The 18,862-nt window shown below is 65.6% G+C and carries 15 protein-coding genes, 1 pseudogene and 2 riboswitches; of the genes and pseudogenes, 4 read left to right on the top strand and 12 right to left on the bottom strand.

The window, feature by feature from the left end:
• Positions 1–65: 65 nt before the first annotated feature.
• Positions 66–668, bottom strand: a complete 603-nt coding sequence (locus DM374_RS28635) for a tetratricopeptide repeat protein (RefSeq protein WP_110972921.1) — start codon at positions 666–668, stop codon at positions 66–68.
• Positions 669–784: 116 nt separating this feature from the next.
• Between DM374_RS28635 and DM374_RS28630 the strand changes: the two genes are divergently transcribed.
• Positions 785–1,288: a GNAT family N-acetyltransferase gene (locus DM374_RS28630; RefSeq protein WP_110972936.1), complete on the top strand. Its 504-nt coding sequence runs from the start codon at positions 785–787 to the stop codon at positions 1,286–1,288.
• A 90-nt stretch (positions 1,289–1,378) separates the two neighbouring features.
• On the opposite strand, the gene DM374_RS28625 is transcribed toward DM374_RS28630, so the two are convergent.
• The 5 genes from DM374_RS28625 to DM374_RS28605 are packed head-to-tail and all read right to left on the bottom strand — an operon-like array spanning position 1,379 to position 6,052.
• Positions 1,379–2,716, bottom strand: coding sequence for an OprD family porin (locus DM374_RS28625; protein ID WP_110972920.1), 1,338 nt, complete (start codon positions 2,714–2,716; stop codon positions 1,379–1,381).
• Positions 2,717–2,751: 35 nt separating this feature from the next.
• Positions 2,752–3,189, bottom strand: a complete 438-nt coding sequence (locus DM374_RS28620; RefSeq protein WP_110972919.1) for a pseudoazurin — start codon at positions 3,187–3,189, stop codon at positions 2,752–2,754.
• Positions 3,190–3,207: 18 nt separating this feature from the next.
• Positions 3,208–3,999, bottom strand: coding sequence for an ABC transporter ATP-binding protein (locus tag DM374_RS28615; protein ID WP_110972918.1), 792 nt, complete (start codon positions 3,997–3,999; stop codon positions 3,208–3,210).
• On the bottom strand, positions 3,996–5,036 hold the full coding sequence (locus DM374_RS28610) for a FecCD family ABC transporter permease (protein ID WP_110972917.1): 1,041 nt from the start codon (positions 5,034–5,036) through the stop codon (positions 3,996–3,998). The genes DM374_RS28615 and DM374_RS28610 overlap by 4 nt, the downstream gene beginning before the upstream one ends.
• Positions 5,036–6,052 carry an ABC transporter substrate-binding protein gene (locus tag DM374_RS28605; RefSeq protein WP_110972916.1) on the bottom strand — a complete coding sequence of 339 codons (1,017 nt, stop codon included), beginning with the start codon at positions 6,050–6,052 and terminating at the stop codon, positions 5,036–5,038. The genes DM374_RS28610 and DM374_RS28605 overlap by 1 nt, the downstream gene beginning before the upstream one ends.
• Before the next feature lie 146 nt (positions 6,053–6,198).
• Positions 6,199–6,399: riboswitch (cobalamin riboswitch) on the bottom strand.
• Positions 6,400–6,649: 250 nt separating this feature from the next.
• Here DM374_RS28605 and DM374_RS28600 point away from each other — a divergent pair.
• The 3 genes from DM374_RS28600 to DM374_RS28590 all read left to right on the top strand — a co-directional run bounded on the left by DM374_RS28600 (position 6,650) and on the right by DM374_RS28590 (position 10,652).
• The gene (locus tag DM374_RS28600; protein WP_110972915.1) at positions 6,650–7,159 is read left to right on the top strand and encodes a sigma-70 family RNA polymerase sigma factor; all 510 of its coding nucleotides are present in this window, start codon (positions 6,650–6,652) and stop codon (positions 7,157–7,159) included.
• On the top strand, positions 7,156–8,109 hold the full coding sequence (locus DM374_RS28595) for a FecR domain-containing protein (protein WP_110972914.1): 954 nt from the start codon (positions 7,156–7,158) through the stop codon (positions 8,107–8,109). Before DM374_RS28600 ends, DM374_RS28595 begins: the two co-directional genes overlap by 4 nt.
• Positions 8,110–8,204: 95 nt before the next feature.
• Positions 8,205–10,652 (top strand): TonB-dependent siderophore receptor, encoded by a 2,448-nt coding sequence (locus tag DM374_RS28590; protein ID WP_225422615.1) that lies wholly within the window; start codon positions 8,205–8,207, stop codon positions 10,650–10,652.
• Positions 10,653–10,698: 46 nt separating this feature from the next.
• On the opposite strand, the pseudogene uca reads toward DM374_RS28590, so the two are convergent.
• From uca to DM374_RS28560, 6 genes and pseudogenes are all read right to left on the bottom strand, one after another.
• A pseudogene (gene uca, locus DM374_RS28585) lies at positions 10,699–14,255 on the bottom strand (urea carboxylase).
• Between the two features lie 156 nt (positions 14,256–14,411).
• Positions 14,412–15,047 carry an urea amidolyase associated protein UAAP2 gene (locus tag DM374_RS28580; protein ID WP_110972913.1) on the bottom strand — a complete coding sequence of 212 codons (636 nt, stop codon included), beginning with the start codon at positions 15,045–15,047 and terminating at the stop codon, positions 14,412–14,414.
• Between the two features lie 9 nt (positions 15,048–15,056).
• Positions 15,057–15,785: an urea amidolyase associated protein UAAP1 gene (locus DM374_RS28575; RefSeq protein WP_110972912.1), complete on the bottom strand. Its 729-nt coding sequence runs from the start codon at positions 15,783–15,785 to the stop codon at positions 15,057–15,059.
• Between the two features lie 2 nt (positions 15,786–15,787).
• Positions 15,788–16,588 (bottom strand): ABC transporter ATP-binding protein, encoded by an 801-nt coding sequence (locus DM374_RS28570; protein ID WP_110972911.1) that lies wholly within the window; start codon positions 16,586–16,588, stop codon positions 15,788–15,790.
• Entirely contained in the window at positions 16,585–17,400 is an 816-nt protein-coding gene (locus DM374_RS28565) for an ABC transporter permease (RefSeq protein WP_110972910.1), read from the bottom strand. Before DM374_RS28565 ends, DM374_RS28570 begins: the two co-directional genes overlap by 4 nt.
• Before the next feature lie 22 nt (positions 17,401–17,422).
• Positions 17,423–18,487: a putative urea ABC transporter substrate-binding protein gene (locus DM374_RS28560; RefSeq protein ID WP_110972909.1), complete on the bottom strand. Its 1,065-nt coding sequence runs from the start codon at positions 18,485–18,487 to the stop codon at positions 17,423–17,425.
• 59 nt (positions 18,488–18,546) lie between these two features.
• Positions 18,547–18,646, bottom strand: a riboswitch (guanidine-I (ykkC/yxkD leader).
• Between the last annotated feature and the right edge of the window lie 216 nt (positions 18,647–18,862).

Below are 18,862 nucleotides of genomic sequence, written 5' to 3'. Positions count from 1 at the left end.
GTTTTTGCAGAATAATCCTTCTTGGCCGACCGTGCTCAGGATTGTGCGTCAGCGGTAGCGCCGCCTCACCAGAAGCGCCACCACGCGCCCTTGGCGCGGCTTTCGATGGCTTTCAACTGCTCGCAGAGCACGGCGATGACCTGCTCGTCCCGCGGCCGTTGTACCTGATAGATGCCGAGGGCTTCGCCGAGCGCCTTGTGCGCTTGGGCGAGGTTCTCTTGTTGCAGGTGGGCCGCGCCCAGCGAGGCGAGGCAGGCTCCGACGGGCGCGAGATCATCGGGGGTGTCTTCGCGGTAGACCTGCACGGCGCGCTCCAGCGCTTGCGCGGCGTCGGCCAGTTGGCCCAGTTCCAGGTAGCAGTTGCCCAGGGTTTGCAGGCTCTGCCCGACTACCATGTGGCTGGGGGAAAACAGCGCTTCGCGGCTGCGCAGCACGTCGAGGTAAAGTGCCAGCGCTTCGGCATGCCGCTGCTGCGCCCAACGCAGGCCGGCCAAACCGTTGCGCACGGTCGCCAGGCTGGCCAGATCGAAACCGTCGATGGCTTCGGCCAGGGCCAGGGCTTCGAGGAAACAGTCTTGCGCTTTGTCCAGGTAACCGTGGTTTCTGTAATGCACGGCCTGGTTGTTGAGTTCGAGGACGCGTGCGTTATCGATGACGGTGCTGAGCATGGGGCGTCCTTGAAGATGCCGGGCGGCGGCCGATGTTTTTGTTAGAGTTCGCGGATTTAATGGGAGGTTTCTGGAGTGGGTCAAGCAAATCCGGGCTTTTTTTGTGGCTTATTGACATGAGTGCGGTGGATGTCCGCATTGAGGCGCCGGGCGAGGGCTCTATTGCCGCTACGGTGGCTTTTGTCATGGCCGCCCGCGCGGTGATCTTTCCGATGCTGGCTGATTCGCCGATGCCGGCTGATCTGGCGGATTTTGCGGGTAGTTACCTGGCGCCCGCGCAGGGGCGTTTTCTGATTGCCCGGGACGGCGAACGCATCGTCGCGGCCATCGGTTATCTGCCGTATGACCACCGCTTTGCCCAGCTCGACTATCGCGGGCGGCGGGTGGTTGAGGTGGTGCGCTTGTTCGTCGAGCCGGCGTACCGGCGGGGCGGGTTGGCGCGGCGCTTGTACGAGGCGCTGAAGGCATTGGCGGTGGAGCAGGGTGTGGAGGTGCTGTACCTGCACACCCATCCGTTTTTGCCGGGGGCCATCGAGTTCTGGCAGCGGCAGGGGTTTCGGATTTTGGACGTGGAGGACGATCCGGTTTGGCGGACTACGCATATGGAATTGGCTGTCTGAGGGGGCCTCATCGCCGGCAAGCCGGCTCCCACAGGGATTTGTGGACGCCACAGTCCCTTGTGGGAGCTGGCTCGCCAGCGATGAGGCTCCTCAGAACCCACCACTCAACGGATACTCAACCGCCAACCGCACCTGATCGGCATCGGTCTCCGCCTGCGCCGCATTCCCCCGATGCACACTGTGCCGCAGCGACAGCGCCAGGTTTTTCGCCGGGCCGCTCTGCACCACATAACGGGCTTCCAGATCCCGTTCCCAATGCCGGCCACCCTCGCCATACCCCAGCCAGGCATAACCACCCCGTGGATCGACATGACTGCCGTCGATCCCGCTGCCGCGTACATACAACGCGCTGAACACCAGCCCGGGCACGCCGAAGGACTGCATCGCCAGGTCGTAACGCGCCTGCCAGGAGCGTTCGTTCGGGGCGTTGAAGTCGGACAGTTGCACGGCGTTGCTGATGTAGACGGCGCCACGGGTGACGTAGTCGAACGGCGTGTTGCCGTCCACCGCCTGGTAGCCGAGGCTGAAGGTGTGGGCGCCGCTGCGGTAGTTCGATATCAGGCTCCAGGTGGTGTTGTCGATTTCACCCGACAGCGCTTTGCCGGTATCGCTCGTGCGGTAGAGGTTGAGGTCCAGTCCCAGCGAGCGGTCGTCGGCCAGCGGCTTGCGGTAGCTGGCGCTGAGGTAGTGCTGACGCCAGCTGTCTTCGTAGCGCGAGGTGTAGAGGCTGGTCACCAGGCCCGGCACGCCGTCGTAGACCACGCCGGCCAGGTCGAAACTGTTGCCCTGTTTGCCGTTGGAGTAGTTCACCACGAAGCCGCGGTCATGGCTGGAGGCGTTGCGGTCGGTGCTTTCATTGAAGTGGCCGCCGACCAGTTTGACGTTGGGGATTTCCTGGCTGGTGAGGAAAAACCCGGTGGCGGTTTCCGGCAGCAGGCGGCTGTCGGAGGAACTGAAGACCGGCGTCTTCACCCGTTGCTCGCCGTAGCTCAGGGTGGTGTTGGACCAGCGTAGTTTGACCGCTGCGCCACCGCGCGCCGCGTTGTCCTTGGGATGACCTTCGTTGTCCAGGCCCAGCAGCCGCACCTTGCCGGCGCGGCCGCCGCCGCTGTCCAGTTGTCGTGCGTAGTAGAGGTGGGCGTCGACGCCAACCCCGACGGTGCCTTGGGTAAAGCCCGATTGCACGCTGCCCATCAGGCCATAGGCCCATTCTTCGGCGGCGCCGTTGCGTTGGTCGCGGGGTTTGTAGGCGTTGCGCGCGCCGTTGCTGCGGGCGCCATGACGGTAGTCGCGCTGGTCGAACACGCTGCGGTTGAGCAGCAGCCAGGTGCTGTCTTCGATAAAGCCGTTGGCCTGGTCCTGGGCCGATTCGGCATGAGCCAGCGCCGGGGCCGCGAGGGCCAGGGCGAGGTGGTGGAGCTTGATCACGGGCGGATCCTTCCGTAGCAGATGAAAATCGCGGTTCAGCGTGGCGGCAGTTCGCGCTGGATGATGGTGGTCAGGCGCTGGCTGGCGCGGGGATTGAGGCTGGCGGGCGGCACCGGCGTCGCAGTGTCCGGCTCACCGACCTGGATCGCCATGACCATGCCCATCGACACATGGGGGCTGCACTGGATGCCATAGAAACCCGGAACGTCGAATTTCACTTCCAGCGGCTGGTTGATCTTGCTCTTGAACGGCTCGGCGCCGGCGGGCAGCAGGCCGTCGATGGTCGCGGCGTTATGGCCGCTCTGGGTGGACAGGAAGCGCACGCTGTCGCCGGGTTGCAGGCGCAGGAAATCCGGCTCGTAGACCATGGCACCGGCGGCGCCACGGTTGAGCATTTTCACCTCGTGGACCTCGGCCATGGCCACGGGGCTGGACAGCAGGGCCAGCAACGCCAGCCTGGAAAGAAGGGGCATCGGATACCTCGAAAAAAATCAGCGCGGACGCAGGCGCAGGAAGCGGCTGCCGTCCAGCGGATCGTCAATGAAATGGCCGTGCACGCCGAAGGTGTCGTGCAGGCGTTGTGGGGTCAGGACTTCCAGCGGCGTGCCTAGGGCCACCAGCCGGCCGTGCTGCATCACCGCGAGGCGGTCGCAGTCCAGCGCCTGGTTGAGGTCGTGCAGGGCGATCAATGTAGTCACCGGCAGCGCTCGCACCAGGTGCAGGATGCTCAGTTGCTGCTGGATATCGAGGTGGTTGGTCGGCTCGTCCAGCAGCAGGATGCGCGGCTGCTGGGCCAGGGCGCGGGCGATGTGCACGCGCTGGCGTTCGCCGCCGGAGAGGCTGTGCCAGGTGCGCTGCGCCAGGTGCGCCATGGCCACCGCCTGCAATGCCTGGGCGACGATGGCGTCATCGGCCGTGCTCCATGGCGACAGCGCCGACAGCCAGGGCGTGCGGCCCAGCTCGACAGCGTCGCGCACGCTGATGGCGTCATCGGTGTTGGCCTGTTGCTCCACCACCGCCAGCAGCCGGGCGATTTCGCCACGGCGCAGCTTCGCCAGCGGCTGATCGTTGAGCCGGACTTCGCCGCTGTGAGGCTTGAGCAAGCCGGCGAGCAACCTCAACAGGGTGGACTTGCCCGAGCCGTTGGGCCCGACGATACCGAGGGTTTCGCCCGGGCGGACCTGCAGGTCCACCTCCGCCACCAACGGCGTGCCTTTGATCTGGTAACCCAGGCCCGTACAGGCGAGGGCGGCGCAGTGCTGTGTCGGCTCGAAGGCATTCATCGCGAGCGTTGCCCCCGGATCAGGATCAGGGCGAACACAGGCGCGCCGACCAGCGCGGTGATCACCCCGATCGGCAGCACCTGGCCCTTGATCAGGGTGCGCGACAGCACATCCGCCGCCATCAGGAACAGCGCGCCGCACAACGCGCTCAAGGGTAGCAGGCGGGTGTGTCGTGGCCCCGCCAGCAGGCGCACGGCATGGGGAATCACCAGGCCGACGAAGCCGATGGAACCGACGATGGACACCAGCACCGCAGTCATCAGCGCCGCGCACGCCACCAGCACGATCTGCACCTGACGCACCGGAACGCCCAGCGCCGCTGCGGCGTCCGCACCGAAGGTGAAGGCGTCCAGCGCGCGCCGATGCCACAGGCACAGCACCAGCCCCAGCAGCACCACCGGCAGCGCCAGCCCGACCGCTGGCCAGCGCACACCGCTGAGGTTGCCCAGCAGCCAGAACATCAGGCCGCGGGCTTGCTCGGCGCTGGCCGAGGCGGTGATCAGGAACGAGGTCAGGGCGTTGAACAACTGCGAGCCGGCGATCCCGGCGAGGATGATCTGCCCGGTGCTGCTGGCACCGCGTGCGCCGCGCGCCAGCAGCACCACCAGGGCGAAGGCGGCGAGGGCGCCGATAAAGGCGCCGCCGGACATCGACAAGGTGCCGGCGCCGACCCCGATGATCGCCACCAGCACCGCGCCGGTCGACGCGCCGGCGGAAATGCCCAGCAGGTACGGATCGGCCAGCGGATTGCGCAGCAGCGCCTGCAACACCACGCCGGACATCGCCAGCCCGGCCCCGCAGGCGCCGGCCACCAGTGCGCGGGGCAGCCGGTAGTTCCAGATGATGCCTTCGTCGATGGGGTCGAGCAGGTGGCCGGCGCCCCACAATTTGTTGCCCAGCACGTCCAGCACCACGGAAAGGCCGAGGCGGGTTTCACCGATGCTGGCGGCGAGGGTCACCGCCAGCGCCAGCAGGACGCCGACCCACAGGGCGTGGCCCAGCAGGCGCAGGACGAGGCGGGCGACAGCGTGGGGCATCAGTGATCCTGCCGCAGCTTCTGGCTGGCCGCGGCCAGGGTTTCGATGCCGTCGACCAGGCTCAGGCTGGCCTGCATGGCGTTGGCGTCGAGGATGATGATGCGGTCGTTTTTCACCGCGTCCATGTTGCGGGTGACCGGGTCGTTCTTGAGGAATTCCAGCTTCTTCAGGTAGTCATCGGCGGGGAAGCGGCGACGGTCCATGCGGGCGATGACGAGGAAGGTCGGGTTGGCCTTGGCGATGGTTTCCCAGCCTACGGTGGGCCATTCTTCGTCTGAGGCGATGACGTTGCGCATGCCGAGGCTGTTGAGCATGAAGTCGGGAATGCCCTTGCGCCCGGCCACGTAAGGATCGATATCGAGGTCGGCGCTGGAGAACCAGAACACCGCCGACTGGTCCTGATCGCGGCGTTGGCCGGCGCTGGCGGTGACCTTGGCCAGGCGCGTCTTCAGGTCATTGACCACGGCGTCGCCATGGTCCTGGACGTCCATGATCTGCGCCAGTTGCTCGATGCTTTTGTACAGGCTGTCGATCTGGAACGCCTGCAGGCGCGTGCCGTCGGCGCCGCTGAGGTTGTCCTTGCCTTCGCAGTCGGACGGCATCAGGTAGGCCGGGACCTTGAGGTCGGCGAACTGCTCGCGGGTGCCGACCACGCCTTGCGGACCGACCATCCACTCGAACTGCACCGCCACCAGGCCGGGACGCTTGCCGATCACCGCTTCGAAGCTCGGGTCGTTGTCGGCCAGACGCTCGACCTTGGCGTTCTGCGCCTTGAACCGCTCCGGCACGTCGCTGAACCACAGCGAGGTGCCGGCCAGCTTCTGCTCAAGGCCCAGGGCGTAGAACATCTCGGTGCCGGACTGGCCGATGGTGACCGCGCGTGCCGGGGCCTGGTCGAAGGTCAGCGGGGTGCCGCAGTTATCGATGGTCAGTGGGTACGCGGTGGGCGCGGCGAGGGCGGTGCTGGCGAGGCCGAGGCTGGCGAGCAGGGCGAGCGTGAGGCGGGACAGGGGCATGCGGATGCGATCTCCATTCGAACGTGTGCGTGGCGGACGGCACAGGTCTGGAAAACACATCCCGAAGAAGCGTGAGCGCGCGGGGCAGCCGTGAACGGTTGCCGTGCGGAAACGGAATGCCCTTCCCGGACACCCCGCCGGCGGGTTTGCGATGCTGCTGGCCGGCAGGTCTCCTGACTGGCGCGTCATGGCTATGCTCCTGCCTTCCCGGGCGCGGCCCAGTGGCGTTGAAAAAGGAGCAGGCTCGGCGCCTACAGTTGCGGGGGCAGTTCCGTTTTCGCACCAGTAAGCGGCGCGGACGAATTCCCTGTTAGTTCCTTTCGGAAACCGGCGGGGCGCGATGGTACGGGATAGAGCGGCATAGGGCCAGCCCCGGGTGGGGTGAGCAATATTGGTGGTGATGCTCATCGCTGGCAAGCCAGCTCCCACAGGATGGCAAGTGGCTGACGTTTGCGGTCACCTGAGAGATGAGTAGATACCTATGCAGCGATGAGGCCCTGTAACCAACCAGCAATCCCCAGCCTTGCAGGCAAGACAACGCCACAGATAGAATGAGAGCAATTCTCACTTGCATGCCCTTGGTCAACCAAAAGCTCAATGTCCGTCCCTACCAGTCCCCACCAGAACATCGGCGATCTCTATCGCGACCACCGCGGCTGGCTAGTGGAATGGTTGCGCCAGCGACTGGGCAACAGCGCCGATGCCGCCGACCTGACCCACGACACTTTCATCCGCCTGCTGGGGGCTAAGCCTCTTGCCATCGATAGCCCGCGCGCTTACCTCGCCACCGTCGCCAACCGCCTGCTGATCAGCCTGTACCGTCGTCGTTCGCTGGAGAAGTCCTGGCTGGAGACGTTGGCGCATCTGCCCGAGCAAAGTGTTCTGTCGCTGGAGAGCCAGGCGCTGGTGCTCGAAGCCTTGCATGAAGTCGACCAGGTGCTCTCCTGCCTGCCGGCCCGGACGCGCCAGGCGTTTCTCATGGCCCAGCTCGAAGGGTATACCCAGGAAGAAATTGCCCACCACATGGGCATCCATGTGCGCTCGGTGCAACGCCATCTGGCCCGCGCCTACGAGGAATGCATCATGCTGGCCACGACCCAATCGTGAGCGATCATCCCATCGGCCGCCGCATTGCCCGCCAGGCGGCGCGCTGGTTCGTGCGGCTGCAAGGCAACGCCAGCGCTGGTGATCGAGAAGCCTGCCTGCACTGGCGCGCCAGCCATCCCGACCACGAGCGCGCGTGGCAACTGGCCGAGCTGTTTCACGCCCGTTTTGACGATATTCCCGCAGAGGTGGGCGTGCCGACGCTGGGCCGACCGGAAAGCCTCGACCGACGCCGTACCCTCAAACTGCTCACCACCCTGATCATCGCCGCCCCCCTGGGCACCTTCGCCTACCAGAGCCTGCCCTGGCGAGAATGGAGCGCAGACCAGCGCACCGTCGCCGGGGAGCGCCGCGAGTTGGTCCTGCCGGACGGCACTCAGGTCATGCTCAATACCGCCAGCGCCATGGACATTCGCTTCGATCAGCGGCAACGCCTGCTGCGCCTGTTTGCCGGGGAGATGCTCGTCAGCACGGCTGCCGACCCCGAGCAGCGGCCACTGCTGGTGGAGACCGCCGAAGGCCTGTTGCGCCCGATCGGCACACGTTTCAACGTGCGCCAACTCGACGGCACAACCCGCATCGCCGTGCTTGAAGGCGCGGTGCAGGTTTCTCCCGCGCAAGCCACCGACTCGCTGCGTCTGGACGCGGGCCAGCAGACCGATTTCAGCCGCACCCTGATCACGCCCGCCATCGCCCTGCAACGCAGCGCCAGCGACTGGACGCAAGGCGTACTGCGCGTGGAAAAGATGCGTCTGGCCGACTTCGCCATCGAACTGGGTCGCTACCGCCCCGGCCTGTTGCACTGCGATCCAGCGGTGGCCGACTGGCGCATTTCCGGCGTTTTTCAATTGAATGACACGGACCAGGCGCTGGCGGCCCTGGCCCGCACCTTGCCGGTGCAAATCCGTTCGCGCAGCCGTTACTGGGTGACCATCACCGGGCGGCAAAGCTAAATCTCATAGCCCCAGGGAATCGCTGTCGTGTTTTTCAGCGCTTGTGCGTCCTCCTCGTAAAACAGCCAACACGACTCGACGGGGAAACACACGCAATGCAGCAAACACAACGTCACGATCAACCCTTCCACGCTTTGGCCCAGGCTGTACGCGGGGCGGCCTTGGGCTTGCTGGTTGCCGGGGCAGGCCTGGGCAGCCCGGCGGTGCTGGCCGAGTCTGCCGGCCAGCAACAGGTGCGCGTTTACGCCATTTCCGCCGGTTCCTTGAGTGCCGCACTGGCCGAATTCGCCAGCCAGGCCGGCATCACCCTGCCAATCGACCCGGCCCTGGTGGAAGGCAAACGCAGCGCCGGGCTCAACGCCAACACCAGTGTCGATGACGGGGTGCGCCAGCTATTGCGCGGCAGCGGCCTGAACGCCGCAGTCTCAGGTGACGGCTCATACACCCTGTATCCGCTGGGGGACGGCGCGAGCATCGAGCTGGGCGCCACCAGCATCACCGGCCAACAACTGGGCCAGACCACGGAGTATTCCGGTTCGTACACCACCGGCAGCACCAGCACGGCGACCAAGCTTGCGATGTCGCTGCGCGAGACGCCGCAGTCGGTGACGGTGATTACCCGCCAGCAGATGACTGACCAGGGCCTGGGCTCTATCGCTGAAGTTCTCGGGCAGACGCCGGGCGTGACGGTGATGCACGACGACAGTGAGCGCTACAACTTCTACTCCCGTGGCTTTGCCCTGGACAGCTTCCAGTACGACGGTGTGCCGACGTCTGACTTCACCACCAACACCAACGGCCTGGGCGTACGCGACATGGCCATCTATGACCGCGTTGAAGTGGTACGCGGGGCGACGGGGTTGATGAGTGGTGTGGGTAGCCCGGCCGGTGTGGTCAACCTGGTACGCAAGCGTCCGACCAAGGAATTCCAGGGCTATGTCTCCGGCAGCGGCGGCACCTGGGACCGCTACCGCACGGAGCTGGACCTTTCCGGCCCGTTGTCCGAAAACGGTGCCTTGAGCGGGCGCGTGGTGGCGGCCCATCAGGACAACCACTCGTTCATCGACTACTACTCGCAGAAAAAAGACGTGTTCTACGCCATTGGCGAGGCGCAGATCACACCGGACACGACGTTGTACGCCGGGATCGATTACCAGAACATCGACTCCGATGGTTCCAGCTTTGGCCAACTGCCGCTGTACAACTCCGATGGCAAACGCGCCCACTTCAAGCGCTCGACCAACCCGGCGGCGAAATGGACCTACGCCGATAGCCAGAGCACCAAGTACTTCGGCGGCGTTGAACAGCACTTCGACAATGACTGGATGCTGCGTATCGAAGCCAGCCACTGGAAGGGCAGCACCGACCAGTTGCAAGGCAACATCGTGGGCTGGGGACCGTTCCCCGACGAAACCACCCGCCTTGCCGAACTGCAGCGCAGCCGCGTGACCTACACCATCAACGCCGACTCCATCGATGCGTACGCGACGGGACCGTTCTCGCTGCTGGGCCGTACCCATGAGCTGGTGGTGGGCTTGAACGCGAGCAATCGCCGGTCTGACTACCAGTCGCTGGACGGTGGCAGCATCAACGTGAACTACGACACCTGGGGCAACAACCCGCCCCGGCCGGACGGATTCACCTTCCAACAAAGCCAGGGCTACAAGATCAAGGAGTCCGGCGGGTACGCGGCATTGCGCCTGAACCCGCTGGATGACTGGCATGTGATTCTGGGCAGCCGGGTGGTCAACTACGAGCGTGAAGGGACCTTGACCTACGGCTGGCGGCCCAATGACCCATCGGATGACAGCGCGAAGAAAACCGGCAAGGTCGTGCCGTATGCGGGCATCGTCTACGACCTCAACGACATCCACTCGGTCTACGTGAGCTACACCGACATCTTCACCCCGCAGGCGCTGTTCGACAAAAACGACAAGGCGCTGGAACCGCTGACAGGGCAGAGCTATGAAGCCGGCTTGAAGTCCGAATATTTCGACGGCGCGCTTAACACCAGTGTTGCCGTGTTCACGATCAAACAGGACAACCTGGGTGCCGAAGACGGCGTTCGTACTGGCGGCCAAACCGCCTACAAAGCCATCAGTGGCACCACCACCAAGGGCTTTGAAATGCAGGTGTCCGGTCAGTTGACGCCGGGTTGGCAGATGCTTGCCGGCTTCACCTACGCCCAGCCGCGAGACAAGGATGGCAACCGCATCAACACCAACCTGCCCGAGCGCCAGTTCAAACTGTCCACGGCTTACAAGCTTGCGGGTGCCTTGCGTGACCTCACGGTTGGCGGCAACGTGACGTGGCAGAGCTCGACTTACTCCGAAATGTCCTATCCGCTGGAGGCGCGCGCGGACGAGGGCAGCTTTGCCGTCGTGGGGCTGATGGCACGTTACGACGTGAGCAAGAACCTCAGCGCCTCGCTGAACCTGAACAACCTCTTCGACCGCGAATACTATTCCGGCTACGGCCTGTACAGCAGCGCCTTCTACGGTGATCCGCGCAACATGACGGTCGGCCTCAAATACCAGTTCTGACGCCGCGTGGCTTGAGTGGGAGCGAGCATGCTCGCTCCCACCATCGTCAGATGGCTTCCAACACCGCCACCCGCTGCCCCGCCCGTACCGGCGAGCCCGGTTCCACGCGCACTTCGACCACCCGGCCATCGTGCGGCGCCAATACCGGGATCTCCATCTTCATCGACTCCAGCACCACCAGCACATCGCCGGCCTTGACCCGGTCGCCGGCGCTCACTTGCACCTGCCACAGGTTGCCGGCGATCGGGCTGTCCACGCCGAGCTGGCCGGCTTCGAGCGCTGCTTCTTCAGCCGCAGGTGCTGCTGCTTCGTCACTTTCGAAATGGGCCTGACCGGAGGCGATCCAGCGCTCGCGCTCGGCGTTGAACGCCGCCTGTTGCTGCGTGCGGAAGGCGTCGATTCCTGCCGCCTCGCGGGTGAGGAACTCCTGGTAATCGGCGAGGCACAGTTCGCTCTCTTCGATCTGCAACGGGTAGCGCCCCAGCGGGAAATCGCGGCGAATCCGCAGTAGTTCGTCCGCCGTCACCGGGTAGAAACGAATCCGGTCGAAGAAACGCAGCAGCCACGGCTTGCCACCGAACGCGGCGACCTCGCGGTAGCGGTTCCACATCTGCAAGGTGCGACCGACGAACTGATAGCCGCCCGGGCCTTCCATGCCGTACACGCACATGTAGGCGCCGCCGATGCCCACCGAGTTTTCCGCGGTCCAGGTGCGCGCCGGGTTGTATTTGGTGGTCACCAGGCGGTGCCGCGGGTCAAGCGGCGTGGCCACCGGCGCGCCAAGGTAGACGTCGCCCAGGCCCATCACCAGATAGCTGGCGTCGAACACGGTGCGCTGCACTTCCTCCAGATTCGGCAGGTCGTTGATGCGGCGAATGAACTCCAGGTTGCTCGGACACCAGGGCGCGTCCTTGCGCACGGTGGTCATGTATTTCTCGATCGCCAACTGGCAGGCCGGGTCGTCCCAGGACAGCGGCAGATGGACCACCCGCGATGGCACGCGCAGGTCTTTTTGTTCGCAGACCTCGTCCCACACATCACTGACGATGCCCAGCAGATCACTTAGCGGCAACACCTGCGGCTGGTAGTGAACCTGCAACGAACGGATGCCCGGCGTCAGGTCGATCACCCCCGCCAGTGCCTTGGCCTCAAGCGCCTGCATCAGCGCATGGCCACGGAAACGCAGGACCAGATCCAGCTCCGCCGCGCCGATTTCCAGCAGCAGGTGGGTATCGCCGGACAGCCGCGCCACCAGGCGCTTGTCGGCTTCGCCGCGATCCAGCACGACCGGGTCGATGAGGTGGGTGGCGTCGAACGGCGCGTCACCGGTGTGGGCCTGTTCGACGCTGACCGGGACGAAGCGCAGCTTGTCGCCGGCTTTCAGTTGCCCGAGTTGCCAGAGGTCGTCCTGGATGATCGTGACCGGGCAGACGAAGCCGCCCAGGCTCGGGCCGTCCGGGCCGAGGATCACCGGCATGTCGCCGGTGAAGTCCACCGCGCCGATGGCGTAGGGGTTGTCGTGGATGTTGGACGGGTGCAGGCCGGCTTCGCCGCCGCTGTCGCGGGTCCACTGCGGCTTGGGGCCGATCAGGCGCACACCGGTGCGGTTGGAGTTGAAATGCACCTCCCACTCGCTGGCGAAGAAGGTCTGGATGTACTCGGCGCTGAAGTATTCCGGGGCGCCGTGGGGGCCGTAGATCACCCGCAGGGTGCGCACGGCGGCGAGGCGGGTGCGTTCGGTGTCGGCGAGGCGTTGGCCGGCGCTGCGGTCGGTCAGCGGATTGAGGTGCAGCACATCGCCGGCGCGCAGCGCACGCCCGGCATGGCCGCCGAACTGGCCGAGGGTGAAGGTGCTTTTGCTGCCGAGGTAGTCCGGCAGTTCCAGGCCGCCGCGCAGGCACAGGTAGCTGCGCGCGCCGACGCCGGTGATCGCGCCCAGGCTAAGGACCGAGCCGGCAGGGATCAGCAACGCCGTATCCATCGACTGCTCAATGCCATCGAGGCTGACATGCAGCGCCGCGCCGGTCACTGCCACCACGGCGTCGCAGTTGAAGCGCAGGCTCGGGCCGCTCATGGTGATTTCCAGGCCGGCCATGCCTTCCGGGTTGCCCAGCAGGCGATTGCCGTGGCGCAGGGCACGGCTGTCCATCGGCCCGGATGGCGGCACGCCGACTGCCCAGTAACCGAGGCGGCCGGGGAAATCCTGGACGCTGGTGAGGGTGCCGCCCGCCAGCACTTCAAAGGTGTGGGCCTGGTAGTGCAACTGTTCCAGGCAGCGGGTCCAGGGCTCGCCGCTGGCGAACGGGGCGAAGCCGAGGATCTGCCGCAGGTACTCGCGGTTGCTTTCCACGCCGTACAGGCGGGTATCGCCCAATGCCTTGTCGAGGGCGGCGCTAGCCTGCTCGCGGCTCGGTGCCCAGGCGATCAGCTTGGCAATCATCGGGTCGAAGTACGGCGGGATCTCGCAGCCGGCTTCGACCCAGGTGTCGATGCGCAAGGCGCGGCCATCGGCCTCGGGGAAGGCCACTTCGGTGAGCAGGCCGGGGCAGGGCTGGAAGTTGCGGCCCGGGTCTTCGGCGTACAGCCGCGCCTGGATCGCATGGCCGCCGGGTTTCAGGTCGGCAATTAGTTGCGCCAGCGGCGGCAGGCAGCCGGCCGCCAGTTCGATCATCCAGCGCACCAGGTCCACGCCCCACACCTGTTCGGTGACGCCGTGTTCCACCTGCAGGCGGGTGTTCACTTCCAGGAAGTAGAAGCGCTCGGCCTGGCTGTCGTAGACGAACTCGACGGTGCCGGCGCTGCGGTAGCTCACCGCCTTGGCGAGGGCGATGGCGGCGTCGCAGAGTTGCTCGGCCATGCCTGCCGGCAGGTTCGGCGCCGGGGTTTCTTCGATGACTTTCTGGTTGCGCCGCTGCACCGAGCAGTCGCGTACGCCGAGGGCGATCACTTCACCCTGGCCGTCACCGAACACTTGCACCTCAAGGTGGCGGGCACGTTCGATGTACTTTTCGACGAACACCCCGGCGTCGCTGAAGTTGTTCTGCCCGAGGCGTTTGACCGCGTCGAAGGCGTCTTCCAGCTCGGCCGCCGAACGGCATACACGCATGCCGATGCCACCACCACCGGCGGTGCTCTTGAGCATCACCGGGTAGCCGACCTGGCTTGCGGCGACATGGGCGGCGGCGAGGTCGTCGAGCAGGTCGCTGCCTTCCAGCAGCGGCACGCCGTGGGCCTTGGCCAGGGCGCGGGCGGTGTGCTTGAGGCCGAAGGTGCGCAGCTGTTCCGGGGTCGGGCCGACGAAGGCGATGCCGGCGGCTTCGCAGGCTTCGGCAAAGGCGGCGTTTTCCGAGAGGAAGCCGTAGCCGGGATGGATGGCCTGGGCGCCGCTGTCACGGGCGGCGGCGAGGATCTTGTCGACCACCAGGTAAGTGCTGGCGGCGGGCCCTTCGCCCAGGCTGATGGCCTGGTCGCCTGTTGCAGGTGCTGGCTGGCGGCGTCGGCTTCGGCGTACACGGCAACACCGCGCACCTCGAGTTGGCGCAGAGTGCGCAGGATACGGCAGGCGATGGCGCCACGGTTGGCGATCAGCAGCTTCTCGAACATGAGGCTGTCCTAACGGGGAGGGCGGGTCGTCCCGCCGGTAATCATCTGCGCCACGGTCGTCCGTGGCTGAACGCGCTCAGCGTTGCTTCGAAGGGCTCGACAGGCATTGCCCGGCACGGCTCTGGCAGAGAGAGAACAGCCAGCGACGCAAACGTCTCAGTTCCATATCAGCACCTGCGCGGGAGTCGGGTTCCAGCCATTGCACGGGTTGTTCAGTTGCGGGCAGTTGGAGATCAGCACCAGGGTGTCGATGTGCGCCAGCAGCTCCACGTATTTGCCTGGGCCGGACAGGCCGTCCTCGAAGGTCAGGCCGCCCTCGGCGGTGACCGGCACGTTCATGAAGAAGTTGATGTTGGCGCTGATGTCGCGCTTGCCCAGGCGGCCGTCGTGCAGGCTGGCGCGCAGGAAGTTGTCGCGGCAACTGTGCATGTAGCGGGTGCTCAGGGCGTAGCGCACAGTGTTGCTTTCCTGGGCGCAGGCGCCGCCGAGGGTGTCGTGGCGGCCGCACAGGTCGCGGGTGATGGTCAGCATCGGCTGGCCGAGATTGGAATACAGCACGCTGCCTTCGTCGAGGTACACCCGGCCCTGTTTGCGCAAGGTGCGTTGCGGGTCGTAGCGCTCGCGTGGATTGCGCGCATTGAAGAACAGCGTGTCGACGGCCTGGTTGCCTTCGAGGTCGAGCAGGCGCAGGGTCTGGCCGGCCTTGACCTCGCAGATGAAAGGCTCGCCGGCGGCGATGGTGGCCTGGAAGACGGCGGTCTCGGCGCTACGGGTTTCGGTTGTCGCGTTCATGGCGGGCCCTCAGACGTACAGGCGTTCGGTGTTGTGGAAACCGCGGGTGTTCTCCGCGCGCGAGGTGCGGCAGAGCAGGCTGACGCTGTCGCCCTGAACCTGATGCCAGCTCAGGTCCAGCGGTTTGGGCGCGTAGGTCGGCGACGGGTCCATGGGGTGTTGCAGGGCGGTGAGCACCACCAGGGTATCCATCGGCGCGTACAGCTCGATGTAATCGCCGGCCTTGGAATTGCCCGGCACGAAGTGCAGGAAACCGTCGGCATCCACGTCCACCCGGCTGAACAGGTTGATGTTCATCAGCAGGTCGGCCAGGCCCAGGTCCCACTTGCCCATTTCTACCAGCAGGTTGTCGACGCCGTTGCGGTGGAAGCCGTTGCGCAGCTCCTGGTAGCGGCCGTCGCTGTATTTCTCCCGCACCTCTTCAGCGTTGAGCACGCCGCCAAGGCTGTCGTGCCAGCCGCAGGTGTCGGCGGTGATCGCTGCCAGCACCCGGCCCATGTCCGAGTACAGGCAGTGGCCGCTGGTGAGGCGGGCGGTGTGTTGGCACTTGAGGGTGTCGGGCAGGTTCAGCCGCTCGCTTTTCTCATGGGCGTTGAGCAACAGCAGACTGGCGTTGGCGCCGCCTTCGCTGTCAGTGATACGCAGCAGTTGCCCGCGCTTGAGCACGAACGAGGTGTGACCGCCGCCGGGGACGGTTTCCTCATACAGGGTGGGGCGCAGTTGCAGTGAGGCAGTCATGGTCAGGCTCCTTGTGTAGCGTGCAATTGGCTGGCGATGCGTGGTGGCAGCACGTCGAGGGCGCTGCGGGCGGCGCGGCGATCGCTGTTGAGCGGGATGTCGTAGGTGATCCGTGCGCCGTAGGCGTTGGGCGCCTGGACCTCGCGGCGAATCTTGTCGAACACCAGCAGGCGGGTGCCGAGGCTGAAGCCTTCGCTGAGGTCGTGGGTGACCATGAACACGGTCAGCCGGGTTTCCCGCCACAGCTCCAGCAGCAGCGCGTGCATGTCCTTGCGGATACCCGGATCGAGGGCGCCGAAGGGTTCGTCCAGCAGCAGAACACGCGGCTTCATCACCAGCGCCTGGGCGATCGCCAGGCGTTGCTGCATGCCGCCGGAAAGCTGCGCCGGGTACTTGTCCAGCGCGTGGCCGAGGCCGACTTTCTCCAGCAACTGCGCCGCTTGCTCGCGGGCTTCGCGCTTGTGCCGGCCCAGCAAGCGACCGAGCAATGGCGCGCGCGGCAGTTCCAGGCCGAGGGCGACGTTGTCGAGCACGTTCAGGTGCGGGAACACCGAGTAGCGCTGAAACACCACGCCGCGGCTGGCGTCGGGTTCGGCCACCAGCGGCTGGCCGTCGAGCAGGATGCTGCCGCGGCTCTGGCGCTCCTGGCCGAGCAGCAGGCGCAGAAAGGTGGACTTGCCGCAGCCGGAGGTGCCGACCAGGGTGCAGAACTCGCCTTCCGCGACGCTTAGCGAAAGGTTTTCCAGCACCACCTGATCGTCGTACACCTGCCAGAGGTTTTTCACTTCAAGAAAGGCGCTCATGGCCGCGCTCCTTCGTACCAGGGGAAGGCGCGGCGCGACAGCAGACGCAGACCCAGGTCCATCAGCCAGGCCAGCACGGTGATCCACACCACGTAGGGCAGGATCACGTCCATGGCCAGGTAGCGACGGACCAGGAAGATCCGGTAACCGAGGCCGTCGGTGGCGGCGATGGCTTCGGCAGCGATCAGGAACAGCCATGCCGCGCCCAGGCTTAGCCGCAGCGACACCAGCAGACGCGGCAGCAATTGCGGCAGTACCACTCGCAGCAGCAGGGTCCAGGTGTTGGCTCCAAGGGTCTGCGCCTTGATCAGCAATTCGCGGGGAATTTCCCGGGCGCGTTGCTCCAGATCACGGGCGATGGCCGGGGCGATGCCGATGACGATCAGCACCACCTTGGACAGCTCGCCGAGGCCGAAGACGATGAACAGCACCGGCAGGATCGCCAGCGGCGGCACCATCGACAATACCGTGAGCAACGGCGACAGCGGCGTGCCGAACAGCGGCAGGGTGCCGGACAGCATGCCCAGGGTCAGGCCGAGCAGGGCAGCGATGCCGATGCCCAGGCCGAGTCGGGTGAGGCTGGCGGCGGTGTCCTTCCACAGCAGGTAGTCGCCGGTGCGCTTGTCCTCGGTGAAGGCCATGCGCTGCACGGCGTCGACCATCTGCGCGGCGCCGGGCAGCAGTTTGTCGTTGGGGTTTTCGCTGAGCCGCGCCGCTGACCCGGTGAAGTAGGCGAACAGCAGCAAAGCGAAGGGCAAAAGCACCAGAAGCAGGCGCCCGGCCCGGTCGGGCTGACGGTTGATCAGACGCATGGCGAGTATCCCGGTCAGTGACTCAGAGGCTGCCGTCGGCGGCCATTTGCATGTAGCGCGGGTCGAAGCGCAGGCGCAGATTGCCGGCATCGCCGCGCACCACGTCATTGGCGAAACTCATGCCCACCGCCTCGGCGCTTTGCGCGCCTTCGCCGAGCAGACCGTGGTCGAAGCTGAAGCGCGCGACCCGGTCCATCGTCTCCGGCAGCGCCGCGCTGGTGGCGAAGGCCACCGCTTCCTTCGGCGTGGCAAACAGGCGGGTGGCGTTCAACTGCGCCTGGTAGCCGGCGAGATCGGTGCCCGAGGCCTTGGCCATATGCTCCAGCGCCGCCTGGCCGCGCGGGCCGCTGTCGTGCATCAGCGCGACGATTTCATACCAGGCGCCGGTCAGCGCCTTGCCCAGTTCCGGGTGGGCCTTGAGGGTGTCGCTGTTGACCACCAGCAGGTCCATGATCTCGCCGGGGATCTTGCTCGAATCGAACACCAGCGAAGTGTCCGGGGTGGCCGCGACGGTGGAGAGAATCGGGTTCCAGGTGGTCACCGCCGTCACCTCGCGGGTGTTGAAGGCGGCGGCGAGGTCGGCATCGGAGGTGTTCACCACCTTCACATCGCGCTCGCTCAGACCGGCCTGTTCCAGACCGCGGGCCAGCAGGTAATGCGAGACCGACAGCTCCACCAGATTGACCGACTGACCGCGCAGATCGGCGAGGGTCTTGCCCTTGCCCTTGAGCACCACGCCGTCGTTGCCGTTGGAAAAGTCGCCGACGATCAGCGCCGTGCTGTCCACGCCACCGGAGGCGGGGATGGTCAGCGCGTCCATATTGGTCATGGTGCAGCCGTCGAACTGGCCGGCGGTGTACTGATTGATCGACTCGACGTAATCGTTGAGCTGAGTGACCTCGATCTCGATCCCGTACTTGTCCGCCCACTTCTTCACGATGCCTTCACTGGCGCCGTATTCCCACGGCATCCAGCCGGCGTAGATAGTCCAGCAGATATTGAAACGGTCTTTGGCGAAAGCGCCCGGGGACAGCAGCACGGCGGCGAGGCTCGCGGCCAGCAGAGAGAGCAGACGGGGTGTACGCATGAGAAACCTCCGGTTCGGTTATCGGGCGGGCAGGAGTCGAGCGGCGCGTTGGCGCTCTCTTCTCCCGGGCTTTTATCCCGCCGTGTAACCTCGCTGGAGGTCGACAGCTCTCGGACCAGACACTCGTTGTAGCGAGCCGGAACCCTAGCTGTCCATTTCTCGAATTGTGGTGCTGCGTTGGCCGGGGTGGGCCGGTGACTCCTGCACGATGGAGGTTAGAGCAAGAGGTGTGCCGGGTTTGGGGGAGGTAGGGATTATGTGGTTTGTCGGGGGTTAGTGAGGTGGGCGTGGGAAAGAGTGTGCCCGGTTATGAGGCGTGGGTGGGGAGGGGTGATGCATTGTGGTGCTGGATCGTGGTGATTGGCCGCTTTCGGC

Origin of the sequence: Pseudomonas huaxiensis, assembly GCF_003231275.1 — a bacterium.
Taxonomy (GTDB): Bacteria; Pseudomonadota; Gammaproteobacteria; order Pseudomonadales; family Pseudomonadaceae; genus Aquipseudomonas; species Aquipseudomonas huaxiensis.
This window is presented reverse-complemented; position numbering and strand designations above follow the sequence as displayed.